Source organism: Pseudomonas fluorescens (assembly GCF_005938625.1).
In the GTDB taxonomy this organism is placed as follows: Bacteria; Pseudomonadota; Gammaproteobacteria; order Pseudomonadales; family Pseudomonadaceae; genus Aquipseudomonas; species Aquipseudomonas fluorescens_BD.
The window spans coordinates 41,761-54,177 of the sequence record NZ_VCNJ01000025.1 but is presented as its reverse complement, the minus strand read 5'-3'; the positions used below and the strand labels follow the sequence as shown (position 1 = coordinate 54,177).

The following is a 12,417-nucleotide window of genomic DNA, read 5'->3' as shown; positions in this document are numbered from 1 at the left end:
GAATCCCCTTACCCCGACCATATTAAAAATCCTCGTATCGAAAGATACGGGGATTTTTTTTGTCCGACAAAAACTCATTTCCCCTTCAAGTCGTCATACAACCTGCCGATAGCCCGCTAACAAGAGGGGACTGCCATGGCTTCGCCCCTTGAATCTGGCCAATACAAGAATAAGGGCGTTCGTCATGTTGCTTCGTCAGTTGAATATTGCTCCCCGGGCGGCCCTGGGGTTCGCCCTGATCGCGGTGTTGGTGGCATTGCTCGGCGTGTTTGCGCTGGGGCAGATGTCGAGTATTCGCGACAGCGAGGTCGCGGTAGAAAATCAGTGGCTGCCGAGTATTCGTGGCGGCGACGAGATTCGCGAGATCATGCTGCGCATCCGCACCATCTCGTTGCGCATGGCCCTGGATCAGGACGCGAACAATCTCGCCACCTACCGCAGCCAGATGGATACCCGCGACAAGGAGCTGAGCGAGAAAATCGCCGCCTACGACAAGCTGGTCAACACTCCGGAAGGCCAGCAGCTATACGACCAGTTCAAAAAGACCTTCGCCGCGTATCGCAGTGGCATCGCTCAATCCTTTGCCCTCGCTGAACAAGGCAAACGTGATGAGCTGACCAAGTTGCTGTTGGTCGACATGAAAACCGTCGTCGATGGCTCCGGCAAGCAACTCAATGATCTGGCGGACCTGTTCGCCAAACAGGTCGCCGCCGAAAGCCAGAAGTCTGCAGCACACTACGAAAACTCGCGCACGATTGTCAGCTTGTTCATTGCCTTGGCCGCGCTGGCCACGGTGGCACTGGCGATGATGCTCACGCGCAGTATCGTTCGTCCGCTGAGCAGTGCCGTGAGCGCCGCAGAAAGTGTGGCGCAGGGCGATCTGACCCGGCCGATCGAAACCCATGGCAACGATGAAGTCAGTCGCTTGCTCAAGGCTCTGGCGACCATGCAGCAGAACCTGCGTGAGATGCTGCAAGGCATCAGTGGTTCAGCCACGCAACTGGCCACCGCTGCCGATGAACTCAATGCAGTGACGCTCGACAGTACACAGGGGCTGCAACAGCAGAACAACGAAATTGAACAGGCCGCGACTGCGGTCAATCAGATGACGGCCGCAGTGGAAGAGGTCGCACGCAATGCGGTGTCGACCTCTGACGCGACCCGTCAGTCCAGCGAGTCGGCGCATCTGGGGCAGGTGCGCGTCAGTGAGACCGCCACGGCCATCAATGCTCTGGCCAGTGATGTGCAACAGACTGGTGAGTTGGTGCAATCACTGGCCAACCAGTCGCAGGACATCGGCAAAGTACTGGATGTGATTCGGGCGATTGCCGAGCAGACCAACCTGCTGGCGCTCAACGCGGCGATTGAAGCGGCGCGCGCCGGCGAGAGCGGACGAGGCTTTGCCGTAGTGGCCGATGAAGTGCGGGCGCTGGCTTATCGTACGCAGCAATCGACTCAGGAGATCGAGCAGATGGTCCAGGGCATGCGCAATGGTTCGAGCCTGGCGCTGGATTCGATGCAGGCCAGTACCGCGCGTGCGACGACCACGCTGGCGTTGGCTGAGCGCGCCGGTGAGGCGCTGCAAACCATTACCGCGTCGGTGCACGAGATCCATGAGCGCAATCTGGTGATTGCCAGCGCTGCGGAAGAACAAGCGCAAGTCGCGCGGGAAGTCGATCGCAACCTGGTGAACATTCGTGATTTGTCGGTACGTTCTGCCGCAGGCGCTGACCAGACCAGTGTGTCCAGCCATGAATTGTCGCAACTGGCCAACGCCTTGCAGGGCATGGTGCGGCGCTTCCAGTTGTAAACGGGCAGGCGTGAAAAAGCCGCGTTTCTCTCACGAGACGCGCGGCTTGGTTTTTTCTGCTGATCAGGCGCCGTCTTGATCTTTCAGGTGCTCGAACAGGCCTTTCGGCATCTTCTTGCCATTGGCTTCAAAGTTGGCCTTCACGTTGTTGTAGGCCTCTTGCTCGTCGATGAAACCGTCATGGTTGGTGTCGATCTTGTCGAAGTCGGACTTCGGCGCGACTTTCAGAAACTCGGCGCGGGAGACCTTGCCGTCACCATCGCTGTCAGTCTTGGCCATCGAAGCATCGCCACATTTGCCTTCACCGCATTTGCCTTCCGGCGCTTTCACCGAGGTTTCCGCCGAGGCGACCATGTAGCCCTGCGCCAGTGGTTGAGCGGCAAACACCGAACCGGACAACATCAAGCCGCCAGCCAGTGCGGCGCCGATCAGGCCAATGGATTTTTTACCGAGGGTCGAAGTACGGGACATTTGGATTCTCCTGGCTGCACAACGCAACCACACATTAAGGACAAAAGCCTGAGCAGGTGTGCTCGGGTGTGGCCATTAAGCGGTGGCGGTGTATCGCGTCTGTGTCGCGCAGCAGGGGAGTTTGTAAGCGAAGGTTAGATATTACGGACGCAGATACATTACGAGACAGAATCATAAATCAAATGTAGGCCTTCGCCTGCTCGCGATAGCGGTGTATCAGACAACATCGTTGTCGTTTGACACACCGCTATCGCGAGCAGGCTCACTCCTACAAGGTCTTTTAGTGCAGTTTCAGACGCGGCTCGGTGCCTCGGCCAATCTTGCTACCCAGCATCAACATCGCCGTGCGGAACGGCCCGTACAGCGCCATCTGGTGCATGCGATACAGCGACACGTAAAACATCCGCGCCAGCCAGCCTTCGAGCATCACGCTGCCGGTCAGGTTGCCCATCAAGTTACCCACCGCCGAAAAACGCGACAGCGAGATCAGCGAGCCGTAGTCGGTGTACTTGTACTCCGGCAGGGTCTTGCCTTCGATGCGCAATTTCAGCGACTTGGCCAGCAGCGACGCCTGTTGGTGCGCGGCTTGTGCACGCGGCGGCACATTGCGATCGGTGCCCGGTTGCGGGCACGCAGCGCAATCGCCGAAGGCGAAGATGTTCTCGTCGCGGGTGGTTTGCAGCGTCGGCAGCACTTGCAGCTGATTGATGCGGTTGGTTTCCAGGCCGTCGATGTCCTTGAGGAAACCCGGCGCGCGAATACCCGCAGCCCAGACTTTCAGGCTGGCCTTGATCTCGTTGCCATCGGCGGTGATCAGGCTGTCGGCGGTCACTTCGCTGACTGAAGCGTTGGTCATCACATTGACCCCGAGTTTTTCCAGGGTCTTGTGCACTGGCCCGCTGATGCGCTCCGGCAGGGCAGGCAACACCCGTGGACCGGCTTCGATCAGAGTGATGTGCATGTTTTCCGGTTTGATCCGGTCCAGACCATAAGCCGCCAGTTCATGGGCGGCGTTGTGCAGTTCGGCCGCCAGTTCAACGCCCGTGGCGCCAGCACCGACGATCGCAACGCTGATTTGCTCGACCACATCGGTTTGCCCGGCGTGTGCACGCAGATAGTGATTAAGCAGTTGCTGATGGAAGCGCTCGGCCTGTTTGCGGGTGTCGAGGAACAGGCAGTGCTGTGCCGCACCCTGAGTGCCGAAATCGTTGGTAGTGCTGCCGACGCTGATCACCAGCGAGTCGTATTGCACTTCACGTGCAGGCACCAGTTCTACGCCGTTTTCGTCGTAAGTGGCGGCCAGCTGGATTTTCTTCTGTGCGCGATCAAGCCCGCTCATGCGCCCCAGCTGGAACTCGAAGTGGTTCCATTTTGCCTGGGCAACATAGTTGAGTTCGTCTTCGGAAGAGTTCAGCGAGCCGGCGGCCACTTCGTGCAGCAGAGGCTTCCAGATGTGCGTCAGGTTGGCGTCGACCAGCATCACGCTGGCCGTGCCGCGTTTGCCCAGAGTCTTACCCAGACGGGTAGCCAACTCCAGACCGCCGGCGCCGCCGCCGACAATAACAATACGATGGGACATAGGGATAACTCGCAAGGTTTTTAAAGGAAATCGGTGCGGTTACCCAAGCGAGCGCGAGGCAGCTCATAGCGTCAGGTAACTGATAAATCGGCTCAACAAGCCCAGACCAATGGTCACTGCCAGCACCAGCACCAGGAGCATCCACGGCCGGAAAGGCCGGCGCTCGACTCGGTGTTGGGACAGTTGCAGGTACTCTTCGACATGTTTCTGGTCTTCAGGGTTCAGGCGGCTGGTCATATTTGCCTCGTCAGGTAGACGTTGCTGAATGGGCAGAAGCTACAGCGGTTTTTATCCGGGGTTGAACGCAGCATAGCCGCTGTCCGGAACCGGTTCGACGCTCACGCTATCTTCAAGGCGAATGATCCCGCTTTGTAACACCCGCGCGGTAATTCCGCCATGTCCGCGCACCGCTTGAAACGTGCCCGGGCCGAGGTTGTTCTGCAAGCGTGCGCAGGGCTGACACCAGCCCGTGGTTTCGAATATTGCCTGACCGATGCGAAAGCGCCGACCCTTGAGGCTAAACAAATTGATACCGCTGATAACGAGGTTGCGCCGCAAGTCTTCAGGCCTCACGGGTTGATCGTCAGGGCGGCCCATCAATGCACTGATCACCGCCAGATGTTCCGACTGGATCAGCGTCACCTGCCGCGCGTTACGCACACCGGGGCGCGCGTGGTCGCCGGTCAATCCTGCTTCCAGTCGCGCCTCGACGGCATCCAGTTCGATCATCGGCCCTCGCGACTCCGGACGCACACCGATCCAGCGCACACGTCCGGTTTGCGGGACATCGGCGATTAATTGCTGCAGTGGCGTCACAGGCTGATCCCGACGTCGAAGACGATACTGCGGCCGAGGTTGCTGCGCAGAAAGTCCGGCGCGTCCGGGTGGGCGAACAGCACGCGGGCGAAGGTCGGGCCGACCAGAGATAACGAACGCCAGCCTTGGCGCAGATATTCGGTCGGCGGCGGGAAATGGCTGTTCAAATCCAGCACCTCACGTTTAAGACTGGCGAAAGCAATGATGTCCAGTTCGCCCAGATCCATGCCGCGTTCCTTGTAGTTGTGCGCTTTCTTGCGCAAGGTCGGTGCCAGTCGCAGCAAAAACTCGTTGGCCGGAATCCGCTTGGGCTTGGCTTCGCGGCGCACCAGTTGGCTGAGAGAAAAGGCGCTGCGGCGGCGCTGCAGTTCGTCGCGCCACTCGTCGTTTAGTCGGCGCCCCTCATCGAGCACGAAGAACACCTCGAAATTGGCATCGCGAAACAGCACGTCTGGCGGCTCGCCGGCCGGCGCGAACTCGTCGGCGCGGTAGGGGATGTTCAGGCCTTGCAGCAGGCGCTGGCAAACCCAACGCTCACGCTCCCATTTGCGGGCATTGGACAGAAAGGCGTTGGCCTGCTCGGCCGCGATGGTCAGCAGGCGTAAATAATCTGAGTCATCCATAGGCCCAAGCTTAGCGTTCAATTGCGACAAGCAGAAAGCTTTGCTTGGGCTGATGCTTACAAACCGCCGCGTCATCGCGCACTTGTAGGAGCTGCCGAAGGCTGCGATCTTTTGACTGTAAAAGATCAAGATCAAAAGATCGCAGCCTGCGGCAGCTCCTACAAGGGGATGTGGCGCAGGAAAGGTGAGGGACAATGATCGGAGTTGAACTGCTGTCCTCGGCAAGCCTGACGCTCGGCTGGTTGATCTATCTGCCGGCCCTGCTCTGGGCGATTGCGCGCGCGCCGTGGGTCGAGTTGTTCAGTGACACCCGCCGTCAGCATCTGTTGTTTGGCACCGTGTTCGCATTGTTTCTGTTGTGGCTGGTGCGCAGGGATTTCGACACGGGTGTGTCTTATCACTTCATCGGCATGACGGCGGTAACGTTGCTGCTGGACTGGCCGCTGGCGATTGTCGGTGGCCTGGTCGCGCAGATCGGTTTGGTGCTACTGGGCCGTCAGGATCTGCTGGCCGTTGGGGTCAACGGTTCGCTGCTGATTCTGTTACCGGTGTTGATCACCGAATGCGTGGCGATCGTCGTCGAGCGCGCACAGCCACGTAATCCGTTCGTTTATATCTTCTGCTCCGGTTTTTTTGCCGCCGCGCTTTCAGCGTTGTTGTGCCTGATCCTGAGCCTGACGTTGCTGTGGTACGACGGTATTTTCGCCATGCCGGAGTGGTTGGAAGATTTCGTCGGCTATTTGTGGCTGCTGCTGTTTCCCGAGGCGTTCATCAACGGCATGGTCGTCAGTGCTCTGGTAGTGTTTTGCCCGGAATGGCTGGAGACATTCAATCGCACGCGCTACCTTTCGGCGCCGTGGAAGGACGATGACCCCAAGTCTTGATCCATATCAAACCCGCCGTGCGCGGGAAATTTCATGCTCGCGCAAATCCCTTCAGGAGCAGCGGCATGAGTGTTTACGAGTGGGCGAGGCAGGAAACTCGGCAGAGTCTGGACATGGCACAGGAGGTGGGCTTTGATCCGGGGTTGAGTTTGCGCGCCTTGCTCAGTGCCGTGGTGCAGCAGAGCAAGGCCGTGCGCAACGCCGAAGACCTGGCCGACGAGTTGCGTTTTCTCGCGGAAAACCTCGACGACAATCAGGACTACGGCTTTATGCGGCCCTGACCGGATCAATGGCGCGGATCGAAATCGCCGGAAAACAGTTCATCTTCGGCGTCCGGTGCGACCGGAATCTTGTGTTCTTCCGACGCCCAGGCGCCGAGGTCGATCAGTTTGCAGCGATCGGAGCAGAACGGCCGAAACTTGTTTTCGGCGGTGAATTCCACGGGGGCGCCGCAGGTCGGGCATTCAACGGTGGGGATCTGGCTCATGCTTGGCCTCCGGATAAAGTCAGGTAAAAGTGATGCAGACGCTCGACCTCGCTGTGCAGCCAGGCGAGGTCGCGGTCATTGACCACCACGTCGTCGGCACGGCTCGCACGGTCTTCGCGGCTCGACTGGGCCTTGAGGATCGCCTGAACCTGCTGCTCGCTGGTCTGGTCACGCTGCAAGGTACGTTCGATTTGCAGTTGTTGCGGGGCGTCGATCACCAGGATGCGCTGGGTCATGGCGTATTGCCCGGATTCGATCAACAGCGGCGACACCAGGATCGCGTAAGGCGATTTTGCCAGCGCCAGATGATGAGCGATTTCCTCGGCGATCAACGGATGCAGCAGCGCTTCGAGCCAGCGCCGTTGCTCCGGCACTTCGAATATCAGTTTGCGCAGGGCGGCGCGGTCCAGCGTGCCATCGGCCTGCAATACGCCGGGGCCGAAGTGTTCGGCAATTTTCGCCAGCGCCGGGCGCCCCGGCTCAACCACCCAGCGCGCCGCGTGATCGGCATCCACCACGTGGATACCCAGATCAATGAAGTGCTGGGCCGCCGCGCTTTTGCCGCTGCCGATGCCGCCGGTGAGGCCGAGAATCCAGGGTTTTTCCACAGGGGTATTCATTTCAAACCGACAAACTGCCAATAGAAGTCGGTTATTTGACCACCCCAGAGCAAGGCAATCCAGCCGGCAATTGCCAGATAGGGGCCGAAGGGGATCGGCGTCGAGGTTTTCTGCTCGCGCAGGCGCAGCAAAATCACTCCGATAATGGCGCCGACCAGCGATGATAGCAGGATGGTCAGCGGCAGAATCTGCCAACCGCCCCACGCGCCGAGCAGCGCCAACAGCTTGAAATCACCATGGCCGATGCCGTCCTTGCCGGTCAGCAACTTGAACAGCCAGAACACCGACCATAGCGCCATATAACCGGCCACCGCGCCCCACAGCGCATCGTGCAACGGCACGAACAGGCCGAAGCTGTTGACGATCAGTCCCAGCCACAGTAACGGCAGCACCAGCACATCGGGCAGCAGTTGATGCTCGGTGTCGATCAGACTCATCGCCAGCAAACCCCAGGTGAGGACAATCAGCAAGCACGCCGGCCAACCGAAACCGAAGTGCCAGGCGATGAAGGCCGAGAGCAACCCACAGGCCAGCTCGGTCAGCGGATAACGTTTGCTGATTGGTGCGGTACATGCTGAACAACGCCCACGCAGCCACAGATAGCTGAGCAGGGGAATGTTTTCCCACGGGCGGATCCGGTGGGCGCAATGCGGGCATTCGGAGTGCGGCAGCATCAGGTTGTAGGTAGGCAGTGGCGTTTCGCCGGGCAAACCGAGCACGTCGTGGGCCTGCTGGCGCCAGTCGCGCTCGAGCATTTTCGGCAGGCGCCAGATCACCACGTTGAGGAAGCTGCCGACCACCAGACCGAGCAACAGGGCGGTGAAGACAAAGGCCAGCGGATACAGGGCGAACAGTTCGTCGATAGGCATGTCAGATCGCTGAGCCGAGTTGAAAAATCGGCAGGTACATGGCCACCACCAGCCCGCCGACGATCACCCCCAGCACGACCATGATGAACGGCTCCATGAGGCTGGTGAGGTTGTCGACCATGTTATCCACTTCCTCTTCGTAAAACCCCGCGACCTTGTCGAGCATCTCGTCCAGCGCGCCGGACTCTTCGCCGATCGCGGTCATCTGCACAGCCATGTTGGGAAAGACTCCGGTGCTGCGCATCGAGAAATTCAGCTGCATGCCGGTGGAGACGTCCTGGCGGATCCGCAGCACAGCACGCTTGAACACCACATTGCCGGTAGCGCCGGCCACTGAGTCGAGCGCTTCCACCAGCGGCACACCGGCGGCGAATGTGGTCGACAGGGTTCGAGCGAATCGCGCCACGGCGGACTTGTACATCAGCGTGCCCACCAAGGGCAGTTTCAATAGCCACGTGTCTTTGCGATCGCGTAATGCCTGAGATGTTTTCAGTGCATGGCGAGTACCAAAGATCGCCGCGACCAGCGCGCCGAGAATCGCCCACCACCATTGCTGCATGAATTCCGACAGGCTGATCACCATCAGGGTGAAGGCCGGCAGTTCGGCGCCGAACCCTGAGAACACCGACTGGAATTGCGGCACCACTTTGACCAGCAGGATCCCGGTCACGACTGCCGCCACCAGCACCACGGCGGTGGGGTAGGTCATGGCTTTTTTGATCTTGGCCTTGAGCCGTTCGCTTTTTTCCTTATAGGTTGCGACCCGTTCCAGCAACGTGTCGAGGGCGCCGGACTGCTCGCCCGCATCGACCAGGTTGCAATACAACTCGTCGAAATACTGCGGCTTCTTGCGCAGGGCTGTGGCGAAGCTGTTACCGGCCGCAACCTCCTGTTTGACCTCGTCCACCAGCTTGCGCATGGCCGGGTTTTCAAAGCCTTCGCCAATGATGTCGAACGACTGCAGCAACGGCACACCGGCCTTCATCATGGTCGCCATTTGCCGGGTGAACAGAGCGATGTCCTGGGCCTTGATGCGTTTGCCAAAGCTCAGCAACGAGGCGGACTTCTTGCGTACCTTGCCGGGATTAATCCCCTGTTTACGCAGTTGCGCTTTGATCAGTGCCGGGTTCTGTCCGCTTAGTTCACCGGTGACTTTGCTGCCTTTCCTGTCTGTACCTTCCCAGGCATAAACACTGATTTTCGCTGCCTTGACCGCCATGTTCAGTCCTTGGTGACCCGGTTGATTTCTTCAAGGCTGGTGATGCCTTGCATGGCCTTGTGCAGCCCGGAGGTGCGCAGGTCGTCGAAGCCGTCGCGGCGCATCTGCAGGTCGATTTCCAGCGAGTTGCCTTCGGCCATGATCAAGCGTTGCAGCTCTGGTGTGTTTTTCACCACTTCATATATTCCCACGCGTCCTTTGTAGCCGCCGTTGCAGTGATCGCAACCGACCGGCTCGTAGATCGTGAAATGGCCGATGCGTTCCTCTGGGAAACCTTCCTTGATCAAGGTTTCGCGGGGGATCTCGATGGGTTTCTTGCAGTGGCTGCACAGTTTTCGCGCCAGGCGCTGGGCGATGATCAGGCTGACCGAGGTGGCGATGTTGAAGCCGGGAATGCCCATGTTGTGCAGGCGCGTGAGGGTTTCCGCGGCGCTGTTGGTGTGCAGGGTCGAGAGCACCAGGTGGCCGGTCTGCGCGGCTTTGATCGCGATCTCGGCGGTTTCCAGATCGCGGATCTCGCCGACCATGATCACGTCCGGATCCTGGCGCAGAAACGAGCGCAGCGCCTGGGCAAAGTCGAGCCCTTGTTTGGGATTGACGTTGACCTGATTGATGCCTTCCATATTGATCTCTACCGGGTCCTCGGCGGTGGAGATATTGATGTCGACGGTATTGAGGATATTCAGGCCGGTGTACAGCGACACGGTTTTCCCCGAGCCGGTGGGGCCGGTGACCAGAATCATGCCCTGTGGCTGCTTGAGTGCGGCCATGTACAGATCCTTCTGCTCGGGCTCATAGCCGAGGGCGTCGATGCCGATCTGTGCGCTGGACGGGTCGAGGATCCGGATCACCACTTTTTCGCCCCACAGGGTTGGCAAGGTGTTGACGCGGAAATCGATCGACTTGCTCTTTGACAGGCGCATCTTGATCCGCCCGTCCTGGGGTTTGCGCCGTTCCGAAATATCCAGGCTGGCCATGACTTTCAGGCGTGCGGCGATGCGCCCGGCCAGTTGAATCGGTGGCTTGGCCACCTCGCGCAAGATGCCGTCGGTGCGCACCCGCACCCGGTAGTTCTTCTCGTAAGGCTCGAAATGCAGGTCGGAGGAGCCGCTTTTGATCGCGTCGAGCAGCATCTTGTGCACGAAACGCACCACTGGCGCATCGTCGGCGTCGAGGCCACCGATGGCGTCCTGCTTGCTGTCGTCGACGGATTCGACATCGAGGCCCTCGAGATCGACATCGGCCATGTCTTCCAGACCACTGGCGTGGGTGTCGAAGAACTTTTCGATGGCATCGGTGAGTTTGTCGTCCTCGACCAGAATGGCTTCGGTACTCAGCCCGGTGCTGAACTGAATGTCGTTGATCGCTTGATGGTTGCTCGGGTCGGAGATCCCCACGAACAGTTTATTGCCACGCCGCCACAGGGGCAGGGCATGGTGCTGACGCACCAGTTTTTCGCTGACCAGCCCTTTGGGCTGGGTTTCCTTGTCGAGGCAATTGAGATCGAGGAACGCCATGCCAAAATGCTCGCTGGCGACCTCGGCCACCTGCCAGCTTTTTATCAGTTTGTTCTGCACCAGATAGCTGACCAGCGACAAACGATTACGCTGGGCCTGTTGCCAGGCTTGCTGGGCGCTTTTTTCTGTCAGCAGTTCGGCCTGCACCAATTGCTTGGCCAGACCGCTCAGAGCGATGTCATTCATGGGGATTCCGCACGCTTGCAGTTCATGACTTATAGCCTAGTCAAGTGACAGCGCCAAACACGTCGGGTGCAGGTGACAAAAAGTGTCAGATAGTGCGGTTGCAGGTTGTAGGAAATTGCGTTGTACACGCTTCGCGTCCAATGGGCGGGGCCTGGAAGGCATTGGCATGGCCTATGCTGCGTCCCTTTCAGATCATGAGATTTCGACTCATGCATGGAGCGTGTCTATGAAAAAACAACAAGGTTTTACTCTGATCGAGCTGCTGATCGTGGTGGCGATCATCGGGATTCTGGCGACCATCGCCCTGCCGCAGTATTCCAAGTACCAGGCGCGGTCAAAGGTGACGGCGGGGCTGGCGGAGATCAGTGCGATGAAGGTGCCGTTCGAGGACACCATCAACCAAGGTACCGCTCCAGATATAACCGCTGTGAATGGCGGTACAACCACTACCTCCAACTGTACGTTGGCGGTTACAGGCACAGCGGCGACGGGCGCTGGCAGCATCAGTTGCACGCTGCTCAACGCTCCGGGACCGGTACTGGGTAAAACCATCACGCTCACTCGTTCCGGCGCTGCTACCGGTAATACCTCTGGTGTGTGGACCTGTGGCACTACTGTTAACGCGGATTATTCGCCAAAAGGCTGTACCGCCAGCGGTACATGATTGCTAGCGTGTGACGACCCAATGCCCTGCTATGCAGGGCATTTTCCTTTACTCGGTGAAAATAAAAGTCTCAATAATTTCAGCGTCTTAGGAACTTTCCAAAAAACCGCAACTTGCATGTGAATATTCCCCTGGTCATGCATTTTGCATGAATCCGGAATTTTTCATAATCTATAAGCTATTGATTTATATAGGTTTTGTATCTTTCAAAAAGTTGGCACAACGTTCGCAACTACCTCGGTAACCCTGCTGACAAGTAATCCAGCAGACTTTCCAGAAAAACAGGAGTTACTCGTATGAAGAAGTTCGCTATCACTGCCGCTGCTGCTACCGCGCTGACCCTGACCATGGCTTCCGGTGCATTCGCACAATCCACCCAGGCTACCCAGGCTCCAATGACTCTGGCTGCCGGTGAAGTCACCAAGGCGAAAGAAGCTACTTCCGACACCTGGATCACCACCAAAGTCAAAAGCGACCTGGTTACCGAAAAAGGCATCCCAGGCACTGACATCAAAGTAGAAACCAACAAAGGCGTTGTGTCGCTGTCGTCGACTGTTGCGGTGACTGACGCTCAGAAAGCGACCGCTGTCGCAATCACCAAGAAAATCAAAGGCGTCAAAGCGGTCTCCGCTGACGGCCTGAAAGCCGAGTAAGGCATGACTTCTCGCCTGG

At 58.6% G+C, this 12,417-nt stretch carries 15 protein-coding genes and 1 pseudogene; 6 read left to right on the top strand and 10 right to left on the bottom strand.

Going from position 1 to position 12,417, the window contains the following annotated elements; genetic code table 11:
- Positions 1-184: 184 nt before the first annotated feature.
- Positions 185-955: pseudogene (locus FGA82_RS32935) on the top strand (MCP four helix bundle domain-containing protein); the annotation flags it as partial.
- Positions 947-1,810 (top strand): methyl-accepting chemotaxis protein, encoded by an 864-nt coding sequence (locus FGA82_RS32930; protein ID WP_432767167.1) that lies wholly within the window; start codon positions 947-949, stop codon positions 1,808-1,810. The pseudogene FGA82_RS32935 and the gene FGA82_RS32930, both read left to right, overlap by 9 nt.
- A 63-nt stretch (positions 1,811-1,873) precedes the next feature.
- Here the strand turns inward: FGA82_RS32930 and FGA82_RS16845 are convergent, their stop codons facing one another.
- From FGA82_RS16845 to FGA82_RS16825, 5 genes are all read right to left on the bottom strand, one after another.
- Positions 1,874-2,281 (bottom strand): HvfA family oxazolone/thioamide-modified RiPP metallophore, encoded by a 408-nt coding sequence (locus tag FGA82_RS16845; RefSeq protein ID WP_016986236.1) that lies wholly within the window; start codon positions 2,279-2,281, stop codon positions 1,874-1,876.
- 280 nt (positions 2,282-2,561) lie between these two features.
- Entirely contained in the window at positions 2,562-3,860 is a 1,299-nt protein-coding gene (locus tag FGA82_RS16840; RefSeq protein WP_016986237.1) for an NAD(P)/FAD-dependent oxidoreductase, read from the bottom strand.
- 63 nt (positions 3,861-3,923) lie between these two features.
- Complete coding sequence (locus tag FGA82_RS16835) at positions 3,924-4,097, bottom strand: DUF3094 domain-containing protein (RefSeq protein ID WP_007909875.1); 174 nt, start codon at positions 4,095-4,097, stop codon at positions 3,924-3,926.
- 51 nt (positions 4,098-4,148) lie between these two features.
- Complete coding sequence (locus FGA82_RS16830) at positions 4,149-4,676, bottom strand: MOSC domain-containing protein (protein ID WP_141127914.1); 528 nt, start codon at positions 4,674-4,676, stop codon at positions 4,149-4,151.
- Entirely contained in the window at positions 4,673-5,299 is a 627-nt protein-coding gene (locus FGA82_RS16825; RefSeq protein ID WP_007909887.1) for a DUF1780 domain-containing protein, read from the bottom strand. Before FGA82_RS16825 ends, FGA82_RS16830 begins: the two co-directional genes overlap by 4 nt.
- 194 nt (positions 5,300-5,493) lie before the next feature.
- Between FGA82_RS16825 and FGA82_RS16820 the strand changes: the two genes are divergently transcribed.
- Positions 5,494-6,183, top strand: a complete 690-nt coding sequence (locus tag FGA82_RS16820; RefSeq protein WP_141127913.1) for an energy-coupling factor ABC transporter permease — start codon at positions 5,494-5,496, stop codon at positions 6,181-6,183.
- Positions 6,184-6,248: 65 nt separating this feature from the next.
- Positions 6,249-6,464 carry a hypothetical protein gene (locus tag FGA82_RS16815; RefSeq protein WP_038369048.1) on the top strand — a complete coding sequence of 72 codons (216 nt, stop codon included), beginning with the start codon at positions 6,249-6,251 and terminating at the stop codon, positions 6,462-6,464.
- 5 nt (positions 6,465-6,469) lie between these two features.
- Here FGA82_RS16815 and yacG read toward each other — a convergent pair whose 3' ends face one another.
- Genes yacG through pilB form a run of 5 tightly spaced genes read right to left on the bottom strand, consistent with a single transcriptional unit; the run spans position 6,470 to position 11,081 of the window.
- Complete coding sequence (gene yacG / locus FGA82_RS16810) at positions 6,470-6,670, bottom strand: DNA gyrase inhibitor YacG (RefSeq protein ID WP_007909902.1); 201 nt, start codon at positions 6,668-6,670, stop codon at positions 6,470-6,472.
- Entirely contained in the window at positions 6,667-7,290 is a 624-nt protein-coding gene (gene coaE, locus FGA82_RS16805) for a dephospho-CoA kinase (protein ID WP_141127912.1), read from the bottom strand. Before coaE ends, yacG begins: the two co-directional genes overlap by 4 nt.
- Positions 7,287-8,159: a prepilin peptidase gene (locus tag FGA82_RS16800; protein WP_141127911.1), complete on the bottom strand. Its 873-nt coding sequence runs from the start codon at positions 8,157-8,159 to the stop codon at positions 7,287-7,289. Before FGA82_RS16800 ends, coaE begins: the two co-directional genes overlap by 4 nt.
- Position 8,160: 1 nt before the next feature.
- The gene (locus FGA82_RS16795) at positions 8,161-9,378 is read right to left on the bottom strand and encodes a type II secretion system F family protein (RefSeq protein WP_141127910.1); all 1,218 of its coding nucleotides are present in this window, start codon (positions 9,376-9,378) and stop codon (positions 8,161-8,163) included.
- A 2-nt stretch (positions 9,379-9,380) separates the two neighbouring features.
- The gene (pilB, locus tag FGA82_RS16790) at positions 9,381-11,081 is read right to left on the bottom strand and encodes a type IV-A pilus assembly ATPase PilB (RefSeq protein ID WP_141127909.1); all 1,701 of its coding nucleotides are present in this window, start codon (positions 11,079-11,081) and stop codon (positions 9,381-9,383) included.
- Between the two features lie 226 nt (positions 11,082-11,307).
- On the opposite strand from pilB, the gene FGA82_RS16785 reads away from it, so the two are divergent.
- Positions 11,308-11,745, top strand: coding sequence for a pilin (locus FGA82_RS16785; RefSeq protein WP_141127908.1), 438 nt, complete (start codon positions 11,308-11,310; stop codon positions 11,743-11,745).
- Positions 11,746-12,041: 296 nt separating this feature from the next.
- A complete protein-coding gene (locus tag FGA82_RS16780; protein ID WP_103306538.1) occupies positions 12,042-12,398 on the top strand; it encodes a BON domain-containing protein in 357 nt (118 codons plus the stop codon).
- Positions 12,399-12,417: the final 19 nt, after the last annotated feature.